Here is a 20,327-nt window from a genome sequence, read left to right on the forward strand (position 1 = left end):
CCTGTTATTAACGATACTTTCCGAATTGTACCCCGTTTAGCCTGGTTTTCCGAAACATGAACTGATCCCGATCACAAATCTTTACCTTGATTATTACTCTCAGGCTAATGATTACGCTCTACGCTTAATTGATGCCTTTCTCACCAGAGCGCACACTTTACTCAACGTTAAGCAAATCAAAATGATTAGCTGAATCAGGAGGTTAATAATGTTATCTGGGCAAACACCCACCCGGCAATGGAACACGCGACGCACCGAGAAAGCGCGTCGCCTGGCGTCCGTACCGGTGCAGGGCAAGGTACTGCCAACCGGCGACCTTGTCGCCATGCTGGAGAAACTGATCGCACCAGGCGACAAAGTCGTTCTGGAAGGCAACAACCAGAAGCAGGCAGATTTCCTTTCCCGCTCCCTCGCTGAAGTGAACCCGCAAATCGTGCACGACCTGCATATGATCATGCCAAGCGTGGGCTGCAGCGAACATCTGGATATCTTTGAGAAAGGCATTGCCCGCAAGCTGGACTTCTCCTTCTCCGGGACGCAGAGCCTGCGTATCTCGCAGCTGCTGGAAGATGGTCAGCTCGAAATTGGTGCCATTCATACCTACATTGAGCTTTATTCGCGTCTGTATGTCGACCTTTCCCCAAACGTGGCGCTGATCGCCGGTTTTAAAGCGGACCGCAAAGGGAACCTTTATACCGGAGCCAGTACTGAAGATACCCCGGCGCTGGTCGAGGCTGCCGCATTCCACGACGGGATCGTTATCGCGCAGGTGAACGAGCTGGTGGACGACGAGTGCGATCTGCCGCGCGTCGATATTCCGGGCTCCTGGATTGACTACGTGGTGGTGGCGGACAAACCGTTCTTTATCGAACCGCTGTTTACCCGCGACCCGCGCCTGATTAAACAGGAACATATCCTGATGGCGATGATGGCCATCAAGGGCATTTACGCTGAACACCAGGTGCAGTCCCTGAACCATGGGATCGGCTTTAACACCGCGGCAATTGAGCTGCTGCTGCCTACCTACGGTGAACAGCTCGGCCTGAAGGGCAAAATCTGTAAGCACTGGACGCTGAACCCGCATCCGACGCTGATTCCGGCCATTGAAAGCGGCTGGGTCGAGAGCGTGCACTGCTTCGGCGGCGAGCTGGGGATGGAAGAGTACATCCGTGCCCGTCCTGACGTGTTCTTTACCGGTGCCGACGGCTCTATGCGCTCCAACCGCGCCTTCTGCCAGCTGGCAGGCCAGTACGCGGTGGATATGTTCATCGGCTCAACCCTGCAGGTTGATGGTTTCGCCAACTCCTCAACGGTGACGCGCGGTCGTCTTTCCGGCTTCGGCGGTGCGCCAAACATGGGCCATGACCCGCATGGTCGTCGTCACGCTACCCCGGCCTGGCTGAACATGATCACCGAGCCTGACCCGATGCAGCGCGGTAAAAAACTCGTCGTGCAGATGGTGGAAACCTTCCAGGCGGGCGTGAAGCCAACCTTCGTGGAGAAACTCGATGCCGTTGACGTGGCGAAAGCCTCCGGTATGCCGCTGGCGCCAGTGATGATCTACGGCGATGACGTAACGCACGTCTTGACGGAAGAGGGGATTGCCTACCTCTACCGGGCGAAAGATCTGGAAGAACGTCGCGCCATGGTCGCGGCCGTCGCAGGGATCACCGATATCGGTCTGGGCGTAGATGCCAAACGCGTGGCCGAACTGCGTCAGAGCGGCAAAGTGCTTTACCCGGAAGACATGGGCATTCGCCGTACTGATGCCACCCGCTCTCTGTTGGCGGCTGGCAGCGTGTCTGACCTGGTGGAATGGTCCGGCGGACTCTATAACCCACCTGCGAAATTCCGGAGCTGGTAATGAAACTTCTGCCCCAGATTCAGGTTGAAGGCGGTGCCGAATGGCTGGCGCGAACCGCCACGCAGTGTCTGATTGACGAAGCACGTTTAAGCCCGAAACCCGGTCTGGTGGACAGTCGGGGGAACGGCGCGCACCACGATCTTTCACTTGCGCTGATGGAGTGCTCCGCCCACAGCCTGACCTCCACGTTTCAGGCGCTGGCGCAGCAAAGCTGGCGGCGCCCGGCAGACATTGCGCTTCGGCAAACCGTAGGGCGGCTCGGCCGCGAAGGCGAGCAGCAAATGATGGCCGCAACCGGTGGCGTAAATACCCATCGCGGCGCGATTTGGGCGCTGGGTTTGCTGGTTAGCGCGGTGGCGATGCTGGGCGGAGATGCCCGTGCGCACGACGTTGCCAGCACCGCCGCGCAGCTGGCAAGACTGCCAGACGATGCGGCGCCGAAGGTGTTCAGCAAAGGCCTGCGCGCTACGCACCGTTATCGCGTGCCGGGCGCCCGTGAAGAGGCTCAGCAGGCGTTTCCGCACGTGATGCAGCGCGCGCTGCCGCAGCTTCGCCTGAGCCGCCTGAACGGCAGCACTGAAGCTCAGGCCAGGCTCGACGCGCTGATGGCCATTATGACCTCGCTCACCGATACCTGCGTGCTGTCGCGCGCCGGGATGGAGGGGCTGGACGTGATGCAGGACGGCGCACGTGCGGTGCTGAACGCCGGTGGCTGTGCGACAGCCGCGGGCCAGCTGGCGCTGACGATGTTGGATCGTCAGATGCTGGCACTTAATGCCTCCCCGGGCGGTGCTGCCGACCTGCTTGCCGCCACGCTGTTTCTCGATCGCGTCGAAACGCCTTATTCAAAGCATTAAGAGGATGTTATGGAAAAAATTACATTGACCGTGCCAGCCAGCCGCGCGTTAAGCGGCAGGGCACTGGCAGGGGTAGTCGGCTCCGGGGATATGGAGGTGCTCTTCACCGCCGAACCGGGCCAGACGTTAACCATTGATATCACCACCTCAGTCGACAACAGCCGTGGTCGCTGGGAGGCGCTCTTTAGCCGCCTGCAAACCGTCAGCAGCCTGCCGGCAGGAAAGCTGACTATTCATGATTTCGGCGCGACGCCGGGCGTGGCCCGTATTCGTATCGAACAGGTTTTTGAGGGGGTGAGCCATGCGTGATGACAGCAGCTTTATCGAATTAAAAGCGCGCCAGCGTGCGCAGGCCCTGCTCGACGAGGGCAGCTACCGCGAACTGCTGGATCCGTTTGAAGGCATTATCTCTCCGTGGCTTGGGCCGCAAGGTATTGTGCCGCAGGCGGACGACGGCATGGTGGTGGCGAAAGGCACGATCAACGGCCAGCCAGCCGTTGTCGTTGCGATTGAAGGTGCGTTTCAGGGCGGCAGCATGGGCGAAGTGTCCGGCGCCAAAATGGCAGCAGCGCTAGAGCTGGCAGCAGAAGATAACCGCAACGGCATTCCGACTCAGGCTGTGTTGTGCCTCGAAACCGGCGGCGTGCGTCTGCAGGAGGCGAACCTCGGGCTGGCCGCGATTGCCGATATCCACGCTGCAATTGTTGACCTGCGTCGCTACACGCCGGTTGTCGGGATTGTGGCCGGAACCGTGGGCTGCTTCGGCGGTATGTCCATCGCCGCCGCGCTGTGCAGTTACCTGATTGTGACCCGCGAAGCGCGTCTCGGCCTGAACGGTCCGCAGGTTATCGAGCAGGAAGCGGGCATTGAAGAGTACGACTCTCGCGACCGTCCGTTTATCTGGAGCATGACCGGCGGCGAAGTGCGCTATCAAAGCGGGCTGGTGGATGCGCTGGTCGGTGACGGTATCAACGCGGTGAAACAGGCGATGAACGACGCGATTGCCAAAGGCGTTCCGGCGAAACATCGCACCGATAACTATGACGATTACCTGCAGCGTCTAACGAATTTCGACACCCGCAAACAGGCCGATGCCGAACAAATTAACGCGCTTTTTGCCCGGGAGGTGAAATGATGACTCACTCAATTAGTCGTGGCGAACTCTGGCTGGATATCCTCGCCCCGAATGCAAAACGTGTGGAAGGGTTATGCCCGTCCGTACAGGCGGCAGACGGTGAACTTAACGGCGAAGCGGTGCGCTTTGTTGCGGTAGTGCCAGACGCCAATAACCACTTCCCACGCGCGGCGAAAGGTGAAGTCGGTCTGCTGGAAGGCTGGACGCTGGCGAAAGTCGTCAGTGAAACCGTAGCAGCGGATGCCGATAAAGCCGTTAAGCGCCCGATTGTGGCGGTGATTGACGTCCCAAGCCAGGCCTACGGCCGCCGTGAAGAAGGATTTGGTATTCATCAGGCGCTGGCCGGTGCGGCGGCAGCCTATGCTAACGCGCGTCTGGCCGGACATCCGGTGATTGGGCTGATTGTCGGTAAGGCGATGTCCGGTGCGTTTCTGGCACACGGCTACCAGGCTAACCGCCTGATTGCCTTTAACGACAAAGGCGTGCTGATCCACGCCATGGGTAAAGAGTCCGCCGCGCGTATTACGCTGCGCACCGTCGAGGCGCTGGAAAAACTGGCGGCGACGATCCCGCCAATGGCGTATGACATCAGCAACTACGCAACGCTGGGGCTGCTCTCCAACCTGCTGGACATCAGCAACCCGGATGCTCCGTCCGATAACGATCTGGCGCAGGTGAAAACAACCCTGCAACAGGCCATCAGTGACGCTCGTCAGGACACCACGTTGAAAAATCGTCTGGGTGCTGACAACCGCCGCAGCTCTGCTCTCGTACGCGAACGTATGCGCGCGAGCTGGTAAGTAAAAAAGAGACCTGCCAGATGCATAACCCCGTGGGCGCCCTTGTCGTGCCCGCGTGGGGGCCTGCATCCTGAAAAATAATAATCATCGCGCCAGTGCTAAAACTTTTTTTACTACAGGTGATTTATGACTTACGTAATTGTTCATGCTCTTGCACCGATTTTCGTCATCATGCTGCTGGGATTCTGGGCCGGTAAGGCAAAGATGGTCGATAACAAAAATGTTTCCCTGCTCAATATTTTCGTCATGGATTTTGCACTGCCTGCCGCGCTGTTTAGCGCCACCGTGCAAACCCCGTGGACCGGCATTGTGGCTCAGTCACCGCTGATCCTGGTGCTGACCCTGGCGATGTGGATAACCTATGCGGCCATCTACTTCCTCGCAACACAAGTCTTTAAAAAATCGCCACAGGATGCCGCCGTGCTGACGCTGACGGTAGCGTTGCCAAACTACGCGGCGCTTGGCCTGCCGATTCTGGGCAGCGTGCTGGGCGAAAGTTCTTCCACGTCACTGTCCGTCGCGGTCTCTATTGCCTGCGGCTCAGTGCTGATGACCCCGTTCTGCCTGCTGATCCTGGAGCGTGAAAAAGCGCGCGCAGAGGGCAATAGCTCCGGCTCAACGCTCTCCATGCTGCCGGTGCTGATGTGGCGCTCAATCAAGAAACCGATTGTGATGGGTCCCCTGCTGGGTGTGATTTTGTCCGCTATCGGTATCAAAATGCCGGAACTGGTGCTGGCGGCGATTAAGCCGCTGGGGCTGTCCGCTACCGCTGCGGCGCTGTTCCTGACTGGGGTGATCCTTTCTGCCCGTAAGCTGCAGATCAACACCATGGTTATCACGTCGACTATCGCCAAGCTGCTGATTCAGCCAGCGATTGCCTGGGGTATCGTGCTGATCTTCGGTCTGCACGGTTCCGTCGCCATTACCGCCATCCTGATGATTGCGCTTTCTGCGGGCTTCTTCGGCGTGGTGTTCGGTAACCGCTTTGGCGTGCAGTCGCCAGATGCTGAAGCTGTGCTGCTGTTAAGCTCCGTACTGTGTATCCTGTCGCTGCCGCTGTTTATCTCGCTGACTTCAGGAATGTAATCATGACCACAACATTACGCCCGCACGACCTTATCTGGCTTACCGCGCGTGACGCGCTGGAAGGGATCGCCGAATCCTGGGTGGATGCCGTCTGGCATACCGGCCTGCCGGTAGTGGTGCGGCGTGATGTTGATAGCGACGGCCGTATTCCCGTTGGCGTGCGCGGTCTGCGTCGCGACCAGCGTGCGGCCGGGTGGGTGAAGCCCGAAAACGTGCTCCGCGTTGTTGCTCCTGAGGATTTAAGCGTGACGGCCGATCTGCTGCGCTCACCTTTTGTCACTCAGCCGCCAGTTCAGGTGGCGTTGCAGCTTGCTCAGCAGGCATGTCCGTGGACGTGGGGCATTACCGGCAGCACCGGCTATGCGCTGGCAACCGGCATTCCGGTGATACATGCCGACAGCGATCTTGACCTGCTGATCCGCGCCCCTGAGCCGATTTCGCCTGATGCTTTTACCGCATGGCAGTCGCAGTTGAACCGCGCACTGTGCCGGGCGGATACGCAGGTCGATACGCCCGAAGGGGGCTTCGCGCTGGCGGAGTGGCTACGCGATGGAAAAACGCTGCTAAAAACCCGCCGTGGACCCCGCCTGGTGGCGGATCCGTGGCACAGGGAGGAGTGATGAAAATACTGTTTACCTTTCCGGGGCAGGGCACGCAGCACGAAGGTATGCTGCAAAATCTGCCGGGAACGACGCTGGCTCAGGCGCGCGAGGTGCTGGGTAGCGACGTCGATATGCTGGACAGTGCCGCCTCATTAACCCACACCCGTGCGGTTCAGCTTTCGCTGTTGATTTCGGGCGTAGCCTGGGCGCGCGATCTGGAACGGCGTGGCGTAGTGCCTGACATTGTGAGCGGTTTGTCGATTGGCGCGTACCCTGCTGCGGTCATCGCAGGCGCGCTGGAATTTACCGACGCGCTGGCGTTGGTCGCTCTGCGTGGTGATTTGATGGAGCAGGCCTACCCGCACGGTTACGGCCTGACGGCGATTATGGGGCTGACTCTGCCGCAGGTGGAGCAGCTTATCGAGGGTACCGAAACGTATATTGCTAACCTGAATGCCGAAACGCAGATCGTGATTGCCGGAAGCGATGACGGGATGGCACAGGTGGCGGCGCGCGCGCTGGCAAAAGGGGCGAGCAAGGCCAAACGGCTGGCGGTGAGCGTGCCGTCGCACTGCGAACTGCTGGCGGCACCGGCACAAAAGCTGGCTGCGGCGTTTGAGTCCGTCACGCTGGCTCGTCCACGCTGTGCGTACCTGAGCGGCAGCACCGGCCGCGTGCTCTGGCAGCCGGAGAAAATCGCTGACGATCTGGCAATGAATATGGCGCGTACGGTGCGCTGGCAGGAGGCGGTGATATCCGCTAACGAACGCGAAGCCCGGCTGGCGATTGAGATACCACCCGGCGGCGTGCTGACCTGCCTGACGCGGCAGGCCGCCTGGGAAGGTGAGACGATTTCACTGGAACGCAGTGGGATGGATGTGGCGGTGCACCTGGCGAAGCGGTTACGCGCGTGAGTTTTTAGCCCGGTGACGCTGCGCTTACCGGGCCTACGGGTTCGGTTATCTTGTTTTGTATCACGCACTTTCCTGCAGGCTGCGCGCATACATCCGGCCTTCGGCCGCCAGCGCGCGCAGGCTCGGGTCCTGCTCGCGGTTGCGGGCAAAGACAATCGCGATCAGCTGCTGCATCTGGTACGGCTCCGCCAGCTTCAACAGCTGCACGGAATTCTCGTACACCTTCTTCATTCTGCCCGGCATCAGCGTAAATCCAACGCCTGCCTGCACCAGGCTCAGCATCGAGAAAATGTCATTCACCCGGGTAACAATATCCGGTTCGAACCCGGCGATATGAAACGCTTCCTGGAACCCGGCGTAGGTTGCAAACCCTTCAGCAAGCGCGACAAATTTCTGATCTTTGTAATCACGAAGATCCGCAGGCCCGCGGGTATTCAGCGTGGCGGACGCCGGTGCAGCAAGAAAGATGTCGTCATGAAACAGCGGCAGAACCTCAAGACTGTTGCGATCGATATCGCTTTCAGAGATCGAGATTAAGATCGCGTCCAGCGACCCGTCCTCAAGCATATGCAGCAGCGTTTCGTTAGAGCCCATCGTCAGATCCATTTCCAGATCCGGACGGCGTAGCTTCATGCCCATAATCAGGCGTGGCACGGTTTCAAGGGTGAGCGAGTAAAGCGTACCAACGCGCAGACGCCCCTGGCCAATACCGGCAATTTTGCGCGACGCTTCCAGCCCGCGCTCCATCACCTGCATTACCTCCTGGCAATATTCCAGCAGCGTCCAGGCGGAAGGCAGCGCAATCAGATTGCGCCCCTTGTGGGTAAAGAGCGGGCAGCGCACGTTCTCTTCCAGCGTGTGTAGCGCACGATGCACGCTGACGCCGCTCAGGCCCAGAGTTTCGGCGGTACGCGCGATATTCCCTTTCTCCATAAACGTCATAAAGATGCTGAGCTTGCGGAATGTAATCTCGCTCGTGATATCGAAACTCATAGCCCTCCCGGGGTGTTAGTCTGCCTGCAGCATGGTTTCCAGCTGCTCTTGCGCGTCCAGCCACGCCATCTCACACTCTTCGAGGCTCGATTTGGTCTTCGCCTGCGTTTGCAGACAGTCCGTCAGTTCAGCTTTACGACTCTGGTCATACAGACCGCTATCGCCGAGCTTCTCCTCAACCGTGACAAGCGTGGCGTTCAGTTTTTCCATCTCTTTTTCGAGGCGGGCAATCTCTTTACGCAGCGGCTGCGTCTGGGTGCGCAGTTCGGCTTCGCGGCGCTTCTGGTCTTTACGCGCCTGCGCGCTGTTGGCGTTGTCTTTTGATGACTCGTCCGGCTGGTTTTCCTGCTTCTGCACGTCCGTCAGCCACTGCTGATAGTCTTCCAGGTCGCCGTCGAACGGCTCGACTTTGCCGCCGTGAACCAAATAGAGATCGTCCGTGGTGGAGCGGATCAGGTGGCGATCGTGCGAAACCACAACGAGCGCGCCTTCGAACTCAATCAGCGCTTCAGTCAGTGCCTGACGCATATCGAGATCGAGGTGGTTAGTCGGTTCATCGAGCAACAGCAGGTTCGGGCGCTGCCAGACGATCAGCGCCAGCACCAGGCGGGCTTTTTCACCACCTGAGAAACGTTCGGTAATTTCAGTGACCTTGTCGCCCTGGAAGCCAAAACCGCCGAGGTAGTCGCGCAGCTTCTGCTCCATCTCCTGCGGGGCAAGACGTGCAAGATGCTGAATGGGGGACTCATCCGCGCGCAAAAACTCCAGCTGATGCTGGGCGAAGTAGCCAAGCTTGATGCCTTTCGCAAGGCCGATCTCACCGCTGACCGGGTTAAGCTCACCCGCCAGCAGCTTGATCAGCGTGGATTTACCTGCACCGTTACGCCCCAGCAGGCCAATGCGTGAACCCGGCACCAGGTTGAGTTTGATCGAATCCAGAATAGTGCGATCGCCGTAACCCGCGCTGACTTTTTCCATCTTCAGCAGCGGGTTTGGCAGACTCTCCGGCTCGCGGAAGCTGAATTGGAAGGGGTTATCCACGTGCGCCGGCGCAATCATCTCCATGCGTTCCAGCATCTTGATGCGGCTCTGTGCCTGCTTGGCTTTCGAGGCTTTGGCCTTGAAGCGATCAACAAAGCTCTGCAGATGCGCCACGCGCTGCTGCTGGCTTTCGTACAGGGATTGCTGCTGGGCAAGGCGCGTCGCGCGCTGGCGCTCGAACGAGCTGTAGTTGCCGGTGTACTCGAACAGGCTTTGCTGTTCGATATGAATAATTTTATCCACCACCGGATCGAGAAAGTCGCGGTCGTGGGAAATCAGAATCAGAGTGCCCTGATAGCTCTTGAGCCATTTTTCCAGCCAAATAACCGCATCGAGATCGAGGTGGTTGGTGGGTTCATCGAGCAGCAGCAGGTCAGAGCGGCAGATCAGTGCCTGCGCCAGGTTAAGACGCATACGCCAGCCGCCGGAGAAGTCGCTCACCGGGCGTTCAAGCTGTTCGTTGCTGAAGCCCAGGCCGTGCAGCAGGCTGGAGGCGCGGGAGCGAATGGTCCAGGCGTCGATGGCGTCCAGCTTGCCGTGAACGGTCGCGATGGCATGACCGTCGTTACGTTCGTTCGCAGCGTTCAGTTCCGCTTCCAGCTTGCGGTATTCGCGATCGCCATCGATAACATAGTCGAGCGCCGGTTCGCTCAGCGCAGGCGTTTCCTGGTTAACCCATGCGAGCTGCCAGTTTCCCGGATAGGTAAAGTTACCGCCATCAGCGCTAATCTCGTTTTTCAACAGTGCCAGCAGGGTCGATTTGCCGCAGCCGTTTTTGCCGACCAGACCGACTTTTTGACCTGGGTTGATGGTGGCCGTAGCGTTATCCAGCAGGACACGCACGCCGCGACGTATTTGTAACGAGGAGAAAACAATCATAGAAGCGCCGTATGTTCCGACTATGTTAATTTGTCATTATGATAATGTAAGGTGTGGGCCATTTACCGCACCGGGCTGCCATGGTAGCCCAAAACAGCGACGTTACACAAAAACAGAAACAGAACCGGGAGGGGAATGATGTCTCAGACAGCCAAAGTGCTGCTGCTGTATGCCCATCCGGAATCTCAGGACTCGGTGGCAAACCGGGTGCTGCTTAAGCCGGCTACACAGCTCAGCAACGTGACGGTGCACGACCTCTACGCGCACTATCCTGATTTCTTTATCGATATTCCTTACGAGCAGGAACTGCTGCGTCAGCATGACGTAATTGTGTTCCAGCATCCACTCTATACCTATAGCTGCCCCGCCTTGCTGAAAGAATGGCTGGATCGCGTGCTAAGCCGGGGATTCTCCAGCGGGGTAGGGGGCAACCAACTGGCGGGAAAGTACTGGCGTAGCGTCATTACGACCGGCGAGCCGGAAAGCGCCTACCGTCACGATGGGCTTAACCGGTATCCAATGAGCGATATCCTGCGGCCGTTTGAGCTGACGGCGGCCATGTGTCGTATGCACTGGATGAGCCCGATTATTGTTTACTGGGCACGCCGCCAGCGCCCTGAAGAGCTTGCCAGCCACGCCAGAGCCTATGGCGAGTGGCTGGCGTCACCGATCCCGGCAGGAGGTCGCTAATGGAAGGATCGAACTTACTGCTGGCCGGAGTGCTGTTTTTATTCGCTGCCGTGGTGGCCGTTCCGCTTGCCGCCCGTCTCGGTATCGGTGCGGTGCTCGGGTATTTGCTCGCGGGGATCGCAATCGGCCCGTGGGGGTTGGGATTCATCAGCGATGTTGATGAAATCCTTCACTTTTCCGAGCTGGGCGTGGTGTTCCTGATGTTTATCATTGGGCTTGAGCTGAACCCCTCCAAGCTGTGGCAGCTTCGGCGATCAATCTTTGGCGTGGGCGCGGCGCAGGTGCTGTTGAGTGCCGCCATTCTTGCCGGGCTGTTAATGCTGACCAACTTCTCGTGGCAGGCTGCGGTGATCGGCGGAATTGGCCTGGCGATGTCTTCCACGGCGATGGCGTTGCAGCTGATGCGCGATAAAGGCATGAACCGCAGCGAATCAGGACAGTTGGGCTTTTCGGTACTGCTCTTTCAGGATTTAGCGGTGATTCCAGCGTTAGCGCTGGTGCCGCTGCTGGCGGGGCCGGGCGACGATCATTTTGATTGGGTGAAAGTCTCCATGAAGGTGATGGCCTTTGCGGGCATGCTGATTGGCGGACGTTTTTTACTGCGCCCGGTGTTCCGCTTTATTGCCGCATCTGGCGTACGTGAAGTGTTTACCGCCGCGACGCTGCTGCTGGTTCTGGGGTCGGCACTGTTTATGGATGCGCTGGGGCTGTCGATGGCGCTGGGCACGTTTATCGCCGGGGTATTGCTGGCCGAGAGCGAATATCGTCATGAGCTTGAGACGGCCATCGATCCCTTTAAGGGGCTGCTGTTAGGGCTGTTCTTTATTTCGGTGGGCATGGCGCTGAATCTTGGTGTGCTTTATACCCATCTGCTGTGGGTTATTGTGAGTGTCGCCGTTCTGGTCGCGGTGAAAACGCTGGTGCTGTACGCGCTGGCGCGCATTTATGGGCTGCGCAGTTCGGAAAGAATGCAGTTTGCCAGCGTGCTGAGTCAGGGAGGTGAGTTTGCCTTTGTGCTGTTCTCTACGGCATCGTCGCAGAAGCTGTTTAAAGACGATCAAATGGCGCTACTGCTGGTGACGGTTACACTCTCTATGATGACCACGCCGCTGTTGGTGAAGCTGGTGGACAAACTGCTGTCGCGCCGCTTAAACCCGACAGACGACGAAGCTGAAACACCATGGGTGGAAGACGATAAGCCGCAGGTGATCGTGGTGGGCTTTGGTCGTTTCGGACAGGTAATTGGGCGTCTGTTGATGGCGAACAAAATGCGCATCACAGTGCTTGAGCGCGACATCAGCGCGGTAAACCTGATGCGTAAATATGGCTATAAAGTTTATTACGGCGATGCCACACAGCTCGAGCTATTACGATCTGCTGGCGCCGAAGCGGCGGAATCCATCGTTATCACCTGTAACGATCCAGAAGATACGATGAAGCTGGTGGAGCTGTGTCAGCAGCATTTCCCGCACCTGCATATTCTGGCCCGGGCGCGTGGACGTGTTGAGGCTCACGAACTTTTGCAGGCGGGTGTGAAACACTTCTCCCGTGAGACGTTTTCCAGTGCGCTGGAACTGGGGCGTAAGGCCTTAGTTTCGCTGGGTATGCATCCTCATCAGGCCCAGCGCGCTCAGATGCATTTCCGTCGTCTGGATATGCGGATGCTGCGTGAGTTAATGCCCGTGCATACCGATACGGCGCAGATCTCCCGTGTGCGGGAAGCGCGCCGAGAGCTGGAGGAGATTTTCCAGCGCGAGATGCAACAGGAACGACGCCAGCTGGATGGCTGGGACGAATTTGAATAAAGGGTAACGAAAGATGGCTGTACGTAAACGCTTTATCGCGGGTGCAAAGTGCCCGACGTGCCAGGCTCAAGATACATTGGCTATGTGGCGTGAGAATAATATCGATGTTGTTGAGTGTGTTAAGTGCGGCCATCAGATGCGCGAGGCCGACAAAGAGGCGCGCGATCATGTTCGCAAAGAAGAACAAGTGATCGGCATTTTTCATCCGGACTAGCGATATGCCCTGAGTTTTTTTAAGCTAAAGGGTACACGGGTGCAGATTTCCGCTACAATCTGCGCCAGCAATTTTCCCACGCTCAGGAGATATCATGAAAGTAGCAAAAGACCTGGTGGTCAGCCTGGCCTATCAGGTACGTACAGAAGACGGTGTGTTGGTTGATGAGTCTCCGGTGAGTGCGCCGCTGGACTACCTGCATGGTCACGGCTCCCTGATTTCCGGCCTGGAAACCGCGCTGGAAGGTCATGACGTTGGCGACAAATTTGACGTTGCTGTAGGCGCGAATGACGCTTACGGTCAGTATGACGATAATCTGGTTCAGCGCGTCCCTAAAGACGTCTTCATGGGCGTTGACGAGCTGCAGGTTGGCATGCGTTTCCTGGCTGAAACTGACCAAGGTCCTGTTCCTGTAGAAATTACAGAAGTGGAAGACGACCACGTTGTGGTTGACGGTAACCACATGCTGGCTGGCCAGAACCTGAAATTCAACGTAGAAGTTGTTGCGATCCGTGAAGCGACCGAAGAAGAACTGGCTCATGGTCACGTTCACGGTGCAAACGGCCACGACCATGACCACGATCACGGCCATGACGGCTGCTGCGGTGGTCACGGCCACGATCACGACCATGGTCATGACCACGGTAAAGGTGGTTGCGGTAACGGCGGTTGCGGCTGTCACTAATTCCGTTATGCGGAAAATAAAAAAGCGGGATTATCCCGCTTTTTTTACGCCTCAATAATGAGGTGGTGGCGTCTCTTCAGATTGAGAGGCGATATGCGATGACTGTGTGGCTTTCACTTTTTCAGTGAGCAGACGCAGCAGATCCCGCAGTTTTGCCATTTCTAGCTCGTGGGCGGTCACCGTTTGGTTGAGCTCTTCGATGGTGATGTCCTGAAAAGCCAGTCGGCTTTCAAGCTCGGCCAGTCTCTCTTCTATCATCGTGTCCTTCATGATTCACCTCGTCTGTTTCTGATTCGCCATAATGGGTCAGCGGCGGCGAAGTTTAACCGAGTTTATCCCTAAGTGCAGTATTCATCCCTGTAGCAAGAAACTTATTTAAACAAAAATAGTCTGAAAAGTGGCGAGAATCGGGAGAGTCTGTCTGTAGATTTCTTCCGCAACGATTTATAGTACGTAACTCATTTACGTTTAATGCTGGGGTGAAAGTCCCCAGGCCCTGGAGATATGGATGAAATCACTGTTCAAAGTAACGCTGCTGGCGACTACGATGGCTGTCGCACTGAATGCACCGCTGTCTTTCGCAGCTGACACTGCTGCGAAACCTGCTGCGACTGCAGACAGCAAAGCGGCGTTCAAAAATGACGACCAGAAATCCGCCTACGCACTTGGCGCATCTCTGGGACGCTACATGGAAAACTCTCTGAAAGAACAAGAGAAACTGGGCATCAAACTGGACAAAGCTCAGCTGATCACGGGCGTTCAGGATGCGTTTGCTGATAAGAGCAAGCTGTCAGACCAGGAAATCGAACAGACTCTGCAGGCGTTTGAAGCGCGCGTGAAAGGCGCCGCTCAGACTAAAATGGAAGCTGATGCAAAAGACAACGAAGCGAAAGGCAAAGCCTACCGCGACACCTTTGCTAAAGAGAAGGGCGTGAAAACCTCTTCTACCGGCCTGGTGTACAAAGTTGAGAAAGAAGGCACCGGCGACGCACCTAAAGACAGCGACACTGTTGTCGTGAACTACAAAGGTACGCTTATTGACGGTAAAGAGTTTGATAACTCTTACACCCGTGGCGAACCTCTCTCCTTCCGTCTGGATGGTGTGATCCCTGGCTGGACAGAAGGCCTGAAGAACATCAAGAAAGGCGGCAAGATCAAGCTGGTTATTCCACCCGATCTGGCTTACGGCAAAACTGGCGTTCCGGGTATCCCGGCAAACTCTACTCTGGTCTTTGACGTAGAGCTGCTGGACATCAAACCGGCACCGAAAGCGGATGCGAAAGCTGACGCTCCTGCGGGCGAGAAAGCCGCAGCAGACGCGAAGAAGTAATGTTGTGAAAACCGCCGCCTTTCAGGCGGCGGTTTTTTTATTGTGGGGCAGATATAATTAACACTGGAAAGCGCTATACACGCTGTATTAATTTAGTTGTCCGTGTAGATAATGAGCCTGCCCTGAAAACGTAACGACAGGCTCCTGAAAAGGAGTGTTTTTTTCATGTCCAGGTCGCTTTTAACCAACGAAACCAGTGAGCTTGATTTGCTGGATCAACGTCCTTTCGATCAGACTGACTTCGATATTCTGAAATCCTACGAAGCGGTGGTGGACGGGTTAGCGATGCTCATTGGGTCCCACTGCGAAATCGTATTGCACTCCCTGCAGGATCTGAAGTGTTCCGCCATCCGCATTGCGAATGGTGAGCATACTGGCCGTAAAATTGGTTCGCCAATTACCGACCTTGCATTGCGTATGCTGCATGACATGACCGGCGCGGATAGCAGCGTCTCAAAATGCTATTTCACTCGAGCGAAAAGCGGTGTTCTGATGAAATCAGAAACTATCGCGATTCGAAACCGCGATCACCGTGTGATCGGCTTGCTGTGCATCAACATGAACCTTGATGTGCCTTTCTCGCAAATCATGAGCACCTTCATTCCACCAGAAACGCCAGACGTTGGCTCTTCTGTTAACTTCGCCTCCTCCGTTGAAGATCTTGTGACTCAGACGCTTGAGTTCACCATCGAAGAAGTGAATGCCGATCGCAACGTATCAAACAACGCCAAGAATCGTCAGATTGTGCTTAACCTCTACGAGAAAGGGATTTTTGATATCAAAGATGCCATCAACCAGGTCGCAGACCGTCTGAACATCTCCAAGCACACGGTCTACCTCTACATTCGCCAGTTCAAAAGCGGTGATTTCCTGGGGCAAGACAAGTAATGCGTTTTGCGTTAATGGTGACTGGCCCGGCCTATGGCACGCAGCAGGCAAGCAGTGCGCTGCAATTTGCTCATGCTCTGCTTGACGTCGGGCATGAACTGGTGAGCGTCTTCTTTTATCGGGAAGGGGTATACAACGCGAATCAGTTTACGTCACCGGCGAGCGATGAGTTTGATCTTGTGCGCGCCTGGCAGGCACTAAACGAAAAGCAGGGCGTTGAGCTGCATATCTGCGTGGCGGCGGCGCTACGTCGCGGGGTGACGGATGCGACAGAAGCCGAACGTGCGGGTTTGACGGGGTCGAATCTGCAGCCCGGGTTTTCGATGAGCGGTCTGGGGGCTTTGGCGCAGGCCGCGCTCACCTGTGACAGAGTGGTGCAATTCTGATGAAGCGCGTGGCTTTTGTTTTTACCTCCGCTCCTCATGGTAGCTCTTCCGGCAGAGAAGGCCTTGATGCGCTGCTTGCGACATCGGCACTCACAGACGATATTGGCGTTTTCTTTTTGGGCGACGGGGTGTTCCAGCTTTTGTCAGGTCAACAACCGCAGGCCGTGCTCGCGCGTGATTACATCGCAACCTTCAAAGTGCTGCCGCTTTACGATATTGAAACCTTCTACGTGTGTGCTGACTCCCTTGCTGCGCGCGGGTTAAATGATAAAGCGCCTTTCGTGCTGGATGTGACGATCCTGCCATCCGGTGCGTTGCGCGAACAACTCTCTCACTACGATACTGTTCTGACTTTCTGAGGCTGACATGCTCCATACCCTGAGCCGTTCACCGTGGCAATGTGATATTGATGCGCTACTGAGCATGTTGCGTGAAGGGGACGATCTGCTGTTGATTCAGGACGGCGTTATTGCCGCGCTTGAAGGCAGCCGTTTCATTGATATTCTCGAAAACGCCCCCATAACTGTCTCTGCGCTAAAGGACGATCTGGACGCGCGTGGGCTGCCTGGTCAAATTTCAGCCAAAATTGACGTGGTTGGCTATACTGATTTCGTCAATCTTACTGTGAAGCACGCCAGTCAAATGAACTGGTGAACCGAGAACGCTGTATATTTCTTGACACCTTTTCGACGTGGCCCTAAAATTTCGCGTCCTCATATTGTATGAGGTCGATTTATTACGTGTTTACGAAGCAAAAGCTAAAACCAGGAGCTATTTAATGGCAACAGTTAACCAGCTGGTACGCAAACCACGCGCACGCAAAGTTGCAAAGAGCAACGTGCCTGCGCTGGAAGCCTGCCCGCAGAAACGTGGCGTATGTACTCGTGTATATACCACCACTCCTAAAAAACCAAACTCCGCACTGCGTAAAGTATGCCGTGTGCGTTTGACTAACGGTTTCGAAGTGACTTCCTACATCGGTGGTGAAGGTCACAACCTGCAGGAACACTCAGTGATCCTGATCCGTGGCGGTCGTGTTAAAGACCTTCCGGGTGTTCGTTACCACACCGTTCGTGGTGCGCTCGACTGCTCAGGTGTTAAAGACCGTAAGCAGGCTCGCTCCAAGTACGGCGTGAAGCGTCCTAAGGCTTAATGGTTCTCCGTTAAGTAAGGCCAAACTGATTTATCTTAATGTCACACTAAACTCTTTGAGTTTTGGACAATCCTGAATTAACAACGGAGTATTCCCATGCCACGTCGTCGCGTCATTGGTCAGCGTAAAATCCTTCCAGATCCGAAATTCGGATCAGAACTGCTGGCAAAATTTGTAAATATCCTGATGGTAGATGGTAAAAAATCTACTGCAGAAGCAATCGTATACAGCGCGCTTGAGACCCTGGCTCAGCGTTCTGGTAAAAATGAACTGGAAGCTTTCGAAGTCGCTCTCGACAACGTTCGCCCAACTGTAGAAGTTAAGTCCCGCCGCGTTGGTGGTTCTACTTATCAGGTTCCAGTTGAAGTTCGTCCGGTTCGTCGTAATGCTCTGGCAATGCGTTGGATCGTTGAAGCTGCTCGTAAACGCGGTGATAAATCCATGGCTCTGCGTCTGGCGAACGAACTTTCTGATGCTGCAGACAACAAAGGTACTGCAGTTAAGAAACGTGAAGACGTTCACCGTATGGCAGAAGCCAACAAGGCGTTCGCACACTACCGTTGGTAATCCCTTCGGAGTCATAGTCACCAGGCGGGCGCTTCAGAGAAGCCGCCCGCTCTGGGTTACTTAACTGAACGCCTAAAGATATAAACGAGGAATCAAATGGCTCGTACAACACCCATCGCACGCTACCGTAATATCGGTATCAGTGCGCACATCGACGCCGGTAAAACCACTACTACCGAACGTATTCTGTTCTACACCGGTGTAAACCATAAAATCGGTGAAGTTCATGACGGCGCAGCCACCATGGACTGGATGGAACAGGAGCAGGAGCGTGGTATTACTATCACCTCCGCAGCGACTACTGCATTCTGGTCAGGTATGGCTAAGCAGTACGAACCGCATCGCGTTAACATCATCGACACCCCGGGCCACGTTGACTTCACCATCGAAGTAGAACGTTCCATGCGTGTTCTTGACGGCGCGGTAATGGTTTACTGCGCAGTTGGTGGTGTTCAGCCACAGTCTGAAACCGTATGGCGTCAGGCGAACAAATATAAAGTTCCACGCATCGCGTTCGTTAACAAAATGGACCGTATGGGTGCTAACTTCCTGAAAGTTGTTGGTCAGATCAAAACCCGTCTGGGCGCGAACCCTGTTCCGCTGCAGCTGGCAATTGGTGCTGAAGAAGGTTTCACCGGTGTTATCGACCTGGTGAAAATGAAAGCCATCAACTGGAACGAAGAAGACGCAGGCGTTACTTTCACCTACGAAGATATCCCAGCAGAGATGCAGGATCTGGCTGACGAATGGCACCAGAACCTGATCGAGTCCGCTGCGGAAGCGTCTGAAGAGCTGATGGAAAAATACCTGGGTGGTGAAGAACTGACTGAAGAAGAGATCAAAAAAGCTCTGCGTCAGCGCGTTCTGAACAACGAAATCATCCTGGTAACCTGTGGTTCTGCGTTCAAGAACAAAGGTGTTCAGGCGATGCTGGATGCGGTAATTGATTACCTGCCATCCCCAGTTGACGTTCCTGCGATCAACGGCATCCTGGACGACGGTAAAGATACCCCGGCTGAGCGTCACGCAAGCGACGAAGAGCCATTCTCTGCACTGGCGTTCAAAATTGCTACCGACCCATTCGTGGGTAACCTGACCTTCTTCCGCGTTTATTCTGGTGTGGTTAACTCCGGTGACACCATCCTGAACTCCGTTAAATCGGCGCGTGAACGTTTTGGCCGTATCGTACAGATGCACGCTAACAAACGTGAAGAGATCAAAGAAGTTCGTGCGGGCGACATCGCTGCAGCTATCGGTCTGAAAGACGTGACTACTGGTGACACCCTGTGTAACCCAGATCACCCGATCATTCTGGAGCGTATGGAATTCCCTGAGCCGGTAATCTCCATCGCAGTTGAACCAAAAACCAAAGCTGACCAGGAAAAAATGGGTCTGGCTCTGGGTCGTCTGGCGAAAGAAGATCCATCATTCCGCGTATGGACTGATGAAGAATCTAACCAGACCATCATCGCTGGTATGGGTGAACTTCACCTGGACATCATCGTTGACCGTATGAAGCGTGAATTCAACGTTGAAGCAAACGTAGGTAAACCTCAGGTTGCTTACCGTGAAGCGATTCGTACCAAGGTTACCGATGTTGAAGGTAAACACGCTAAGCAGTCTGGTGGTCGCGGTCAGTACGGTCACGTTGTGATCGACATGTACCCACTGGAGCCGGGCTCTAACCCTAAAGGTTACGAGTTCATCAACGACATCAAAGGTGGTGTAATTCCTGGTGAATACATCCCTGCCGTTGACAAAGGCATCCAGGAGCAGCTGAAAGCGGGTCCTCTGGCTGGTTACCCGGTTGTTGACATGGGTGTTCGTCTGCACTTCGGTTCTTACCACGACGTTGACTCCTCCGAGCTGGCGTTTAAACTGGCTGCTTCTATCGCCTTTAAAGAAGGCTTTAAGAAAGCAAAACCAGTTCTGCTTGAGCCAATCATGAAGGTTGAAGTAGAAACTCCTGAAGAGAACACCGGTGACGTTATCGGTGACTTGAGCCGTCGTCGCGGTATGCTGCGTGGTCAGGAATCTGAAGTAACTGGCGTTAAGATCCACGCTGAAGTTCCGCTGTCTGAAATGTTCGGATATGCAACTCAGCTGCGTTCTCTGACCAAAGGTCGTGCATCATACACCATGGAATTCCTGAAGTATGATGATGCGCCGAACAACGTTGCTCAGGCCGTTATTGAAGCCCGTGGTAAATAATCCACAGGATTAAAACCTAAGTCCCGTGCTCTCTCCGAAGGGGAGAGCACTATAGTAAGGAATATAGCCGTGTCTAAAGAAAAATTTGAACGTACAAAACCGCACGTCAACGTTGGTACTATCGGCCACGTTGACCATGGTAAAACTACCCTGACCGCTGCAATCACTACCGTACTGGCTAAAACCTACGGTGGTTCTGCTCGTGCATTCGACCAGATCGATAACGC

General features: G+C 55.6%; 24 protein-coding genes. 21 read left to right on the forward strand and 3 right to left on the reverse strand.

The window, feature by feature from the left end; all coding sequences use genetic code 11:
• Positions 1-208 precede the first annotated feature (208 nt).
• The 8 genes from mdcA (at position 209) to mdcH (ending at position 7,258) form a co-directional block, all read left to right on the forward strand.
• Complete coding sequence (mdcA, locus tag V5P19_RS17820) at positions 209-1,864, forward strand: malonate decarboxylase subunit alpha (protein ID WP_334405649.1); 1,656 nt, start codon at positions 209-211, stop codon at positions 1,862-1,864.
• Positions 1,864-2,721 (forward strand): triphosphoribosyl-dephospho-CoA synthase, encoded by an 858-nt coding sequence (locus V5P19_RS17825; RefSeq protein WP_334405651.1) that lies wholly within the window; start codon positions 1,864-1,866, stop codon positions 2,719-2,721. The genes mdcA and V5P19_RS17825 overlap by 1 nt, the downstream gene beginning before the upstream one ends.
• A gap of 9 nt (positions 2,722-2,730) precedes the next feature.
• Positions 2,731-3,030 (forward strand): malonate decarboxylase acyl carrier protein, encoded by a 300-nt coding sequence (gene mdcC / locus V5P19_RS17830; protein ID WP_334405653.1) that lies wholly within the window; start codon positions 2,731-2,733, stop codon positions 3,028-3,030.
• Positions 3,023-3,856, forward strand: a complete 834-nt coding sequence (locus tag V5P19_RS17835; protein ID WP_334405655.1) for a biotin-independent malonate decarboxylase subunit beta — start codon at positions 3,023-3,025, stop codon at positions 3,854-3,856. Before mdcC ends, V5P19_RS17835 begins: the two co-directional genes overlap by 8 nt.
• Positions 3,856-4,656 carry a biotin-independent malonate decarboxylase subunit gamma gene (mdcE, locus tag V5P19_RS17840; protein ID WP_334405699.1) on the forward strand — a complete coding sequence of 267 codons (801 nt, stop codon included), beginning with the start codon at positions 3,856-3,858 and terminating at the stop codon, positions 4,654-4,656. Before V5P19_RS17835 ends, mdcE begins: the two co-directional genes overlap by 1 nt.
• A gap of 126 nt (positions 4,657-4,782) precedes the next feature.
• Positions 4,783-5,742, forward strand: coding sequence for an AEC family transporter (locus tag V5P19_RS17845; RefSeq protein WP_334405657.1), 960 nt, complete (start codon positions 4,783-4,785; stop codon positions 5,740-5,742).
• Positions 5,743-5,744: 2 nt separating this feature from the next.
• A complete protein-coding gene (locus V5P19_RS17850; protein ID WP_334405659.1) occupies positions 5,745-6,362 on the forward strand; it encodes a malonate decarboxylase holo-ACP synthase in 618 nt (205 codons plus the stop codon).
• Positions 6,362-7,258 (forward strand): malonate decarboxylase subunit epsilon, encoded by an 897-nt coding sequence (gene mdcH, locus V5P19_RS17855; protein WP_334405661.1) that lies wholly within the window; start codon positions 6,362-6,364, stop codon positions 7,256-7,258. Before V5P19_RS17850 ends, mdcH begins: the two co-directional genes overlap by 1 nt.
• A 60-nt stretch (positions 7,259-7,318) precedes the next feature.
• Here the strand turns inward: mdcH and V5P19_RS17860 are convergent, their stop codons facing one another.
• On the reverse strand, positions 7,319-8,251 hold the full coding sequence (locus tag V5P19_RS17860; RefSeq protein ID WP_334405663.1) for a LysR family transcriptional regulator: 933 nt from the start codon (positions 8,249-8,251) through the stop codon (positions 7,319-7,321).
• Between the two features lie 15 nt (positions 8,252-8,266).
• A complete protein-coding gene (locus tag V5P19_RS17865) occupies positions 8,267-10,171 on the reverse strand; it encodes an ABC transporter ATP-binding protein (protein ID WP_334405665.1) in 1,905 nt (634 codons plus the stop codon).
• Positions 10,172-10,306: 135 nt separating this feature from the next.
• Here V5P19_RS17865 and kefG point away from each other — a divergent pair, with 135 nt between their 5' ends.
• The 4 genes from kefG (at position 10,307) to slyD (ending at position 13,565) form a co-directional block, all read left to right on the forward strand.
• The gene (gene kefG, locus V5P19_RS17870; protein WP_334405667.1) at positions 10,307-10,861 is read left to right on the forward strand and encodes a glutathione-regulated potassium-efflux system ancillary protein KefG; all 555 of its coding nucleotides are present in this window, start codon (positions 10,307-10,309) and stop codon (positions 10,859-10,861) included.
• The gene (gene kefB, locus V5P19_RS17875) at positions 10,861-12,666 is read left to right on the forward strand and encodes a glutathione-regulated potassium-efflux system protein KefB (protein ID WP_334405668.1); all 1,806 of its coding nucleotides are present in this window, start codon (positions 10,861-10,863) and stop codon (positions 12,664-12,666) included. Before kefG ends, kefB begins: the two co-directional genes overlap by 1 nt.
• Before the next feature lie 13 nt (positions 12,667-12,679).
• Entirely contained in the window at positions 12,680-12,880 is a 201-nt protein-coding gene (locus V5P19_RS17880) for a YheV family putative zinc ribbon protein (RefSeq protein WP_010436300.1), read from the forward strand.
• Positions 12,881-12,974: 94 nt separating this feature from the next.
• A complete protein-coding gene (gene slyD, locus V5P19_RS17885) occupies positions 12,975-13,565 on the forward strand; it encodes a peptidylprolyl isomerase (protein ID WP_119937639.1) in 591 nt (196 codons plus the stop codon).
• Positions 13,566-13,616: 51 nt separating this feature from the next.
• Here the strand turns inward: slyD and V5P19_RS17890 are convergent, their stop codons facing one another.
• Positions 13,617-13,835 carry a protein SlyX gene (locus tag V5P19_RS17890; RefSeq protein ID WP_014072067.1) on the reverse strand — a complete coding sequence of 73 codons (219 nt, stop codon included), beginning with the start codon at positions 13,833-13,835 and terminating at the stop codon, positions 13,617-13,619.
• A 238-nt stretch (positions 13,836-14,073) separates the two neighbouring features.
• On the opposite strand from V5P19_RS17890, the gene fkpA reads away from it, so the two are divergent.
• The 9 genes from fkpA to V5P19_RS17935 all read left to right on the forward strand — a co-directional run.
• Positions 14,074-14,895 carry an FKBP-type peptidyl-prolyl cis-trans isomerase gene (gene fkpA / locus V5P19_RS17895; RefSeq protein WP_334405673.1) on the forward strand — a complete coding sequence of 274 codons (822 nt, stop codon included), beginning with the start codon at positions 14,074-14,076 and terminating at the stop codon, positions 14,893-14,895.
• Between the two features lie 165 nt (positions 14,896-15,060).
• Positions 15,061-15,783, forward strand: a complete 723-nt coding sequence (locus V5P19_RS17900) for a transcriptional regulator (protein WP_023333674.1) — start codon at positions 15,061-15,063, stop codon at positions 15,781-15,783.
• Entirely contained in the window at positions 15,783-16,169 is a 387-nt protein-coding gene (gene tusD / locus V5P19_RS17905; protein ID WP_334405676.1) for a sulfurtransferase complex subunit TusD, read from the forward strand. The genes V5P19_RS17900 and tusD overlap by 1 nt, the downstream gene beginning before the upstream one ends.
• Positions 16,169-16,528 carry a sulfurtransferase complex subunit TusC gene (gene tusC, locus V5P19_RS17910; RefSeq protein ID WP_334405678.1) on the forward strand — a complete coding sequence of 120 codons (360 nt, stop codon included), beginning with the start codon at positions 16,169-16,171 and terminating at the stop codon, positions 16,526-16,528. Before tusD ends, tusC begins: the two co-directional genes overlap by 1 nt.
• Before the next feature lie 7 nt (positions 16,529-16,535).
• Positions 16,536-16,823, forward strand: a complete 288-nt coding sequence (gene tusB, locus V5P19_RS17915) for a sulfurtransferase complex subunit TusB (RefSeq protein ID WP_334405680.1) — start codon at positions 16,536-16,538, stop codon at positions 16,821-16,823.
• A gap of 124 nt (positions 16,824-16,947) precedes the next feature.
• Complete coding sequence (gene rpsL, locus V5P19_RS17920) at positions 16,948-17,322, forward strand: 30S ribosomal protein S12 (RefSeq protein ID WP_000246815.1); 375 nt, start codon at positions 16,948-16,950, stop codon at positions 17,320-17,322.
• 96 nt (positions 17,323-17,418) lie between these two features.
• Positions 17,419-17,889: a 30S ribosomal protein S7 gene (rpsG, locus tag V5P19_RS17925; protein ID WP_004106370.1), complete on the forward strand. Its 471-nt coding sequence runs from the start codon at positions 17,419-17,421 to the stop codon at positions 17,887-17,889.
• Between the two features lie 96 nt (positions 17,890-17,985).
• The gene (fusA, locus tag V5P19_RS17930; RefSeq protein ID WP_334405682.1) at positions 17,986-20,100 is read left to right on the forward strand and encodes an elongation factor G; all 2,115 of its coding nucleotides are present in this window, start codon (positions 17,986-17,988) and stop codon (positions 20,098-20,100) included.
• 69 nt (positions 20,101-20,169) lie between these two features.
• Positions 20,170-20,327 (forward strand): GTP-binding protein (locus V5P19_RS17935; RefSeq protein WP_227507214.1); only part of this gene is annotated, 158 nt, incomplete at its 3' end.

This window comes from Enterobacter sp. UNJFSC 003 (assembly GCF_036903355.1).
In the GTDB taxonomy this organism is placed as follows: domain Bacteria; phylum Pseudomonadota; class Gammaproteobacteria; order Enterobacterales; family Enterobacteriaceae; genus Enterobacter.

Bases quoted from the DNA above. Each gene is read 5' to 3' on its own strand.
- mdcA (WP_334405649.1), top strand. From the start codon at position 209: ATGTTATCTGGGCAAACACCCACCCGGCAATGGAACACGCGACGCACC.
- V5P19_RS17825 (WP_334405651.1), top strand. From the start codon at position 1,864: ATGAAACTTCTGCCCCAGATTCAGGTTGAAGGCGGTGCCGAATGGCTG.
- mdcC (WP_334405653.1), top strand. From the start codon at position 2,731: ATGGAAAAAATTACATTGACCGTGCCAGCCAGCCGCGCGTTAAGCGGC.
- V5P19_RS17835 (WP_334405655.1), top strand. From the start codon at position 3,023: ATGCGTGATGACAGCAGCTTTATCGAATTAAAAGCGCGCCAGCGTGCG.
- mdcE (WP_334405699.1), top strand. From the start codon at position 3,856: ATGACTCACTCAATTAGTCGTGGCGAACTCTGGCTGGATATCCTCGCC.
- V5P19_RS17845 (WP_334405657.1), top strand. From the start codon at position 4,783: ATGACTTACGTAATTGTTCATGCTCTTGCACCGATTTTCGTCATCATG.
- V5P19_RS17850 (WP_334405659.1), top strand. From the start codon at position 5,745: ATGACCACAACATTACGCCCGCACGACCTTATCTGGCTTACCGCGCGT.
- mdcH (WP_334405661.1), top strand. From the start codon at position 6,362: ATGAAAATACTGTTTACCTTTCCGGGGCAGGGCACGCAGCACGAAGGT.
- V5P19_RS17860 (WP_334405663.1), bottom strand. From the start codon at position 8,251: ATGAGTTTCGATATCACGAGCGAGATTACATTCCGCAAGCTCAGCATC.
- V5P19_RS17865 (WP_334405665.1), bottom strand. From the start codon at position 10,171: ATGATTGTTTTCTCCTCGTTACAAATACGTCGCGGCGTGCGTGTCCTG.
- kefG (WP_334405667.1), top strand. From the start codon at position 10,307: ATGATGTCTCAGACAGCCAAAGTGCTGCTGCTGTATGCCCATCCGGAA.
- kefB (WP_334405668.1), top strand. From the start codon at position 10,861: ATGGAAGGATCGAACTTACTGCTGGCCGGAGTGCTGTTTTTATTCGCT.
- V5P19_RS17880 (WP_010436300.1), top strand. From the start codon at position 12,680: ATGGCTGTACGTAAACGCTTTATCGCGGGTGCAAAGTGCCCGACGTGC.
- slyD (WP_119937639.1), top strand. From the start codon at position 12,975: ATGAAAGTAGCAAAAGACCTGGTGGTCAGCCTGGCCTATCAGGTACGT.
- V5P19_RS17890 (WP_014072067.1), bottom strand. From the start codon at position 13,835: ATGAAGGACACGATGATAGAAGAGAGACTGGCCGAGCTTGAAAGCCGA.
- fkpA (WP_334405673.1), top strand. From the start codon at position 14,074: ATGAAATCACTGTTCAAAGTAACGCTGCTGGCGACTACGATGGCTGTC.
- V5P19_RS17900 (WP_023333674.1), top strand. From the start codon at position 15,061: ATGTCCAGGTCGCTTTTAACCAACGAAACCAGTGAGCTTGATTTGCTG.
- tusD (WP_334405676.1), top strand. From the start codon at position 15,783: ATGCGTTTTGCGTTAATGGTGACTGGCCCGGCCTATGGCACGCAGCAG.
- tusC (WP_334405678.1), top strand. From the start codon at position 16,169: ATGAAGCGCGTGGCTTTTGTTTTTACCTCCGCTCCTCATGGTAGCTCT.
- tusB (WP_334405680.1), top strand. From the start codon at position 16,536: ATGCTCCATACCCTGAGCCGTTCACCGTGGCAATGTGATATTGATGCG.
- rpsL (WP_000246815.1), top strand. From the start codon at position 16,948: ATGGCAACAGTTAACCAGCTGGTACGCAAACCACGCGCACGCAAAGTT.
- rpsG (WP_004106370.1), top strand. From the start codon at position 17,419: ATGCCACGTCGTCGCGTCATTGGTCAGCGTAAAATCCTTCCAGATCCG.
- fusA (WP_334405682.1), top strand. From the start codon at position 17,986: ATGGCTCGTACAACACCCATCGCACGCTACCGTAATATCGGTATCAGT.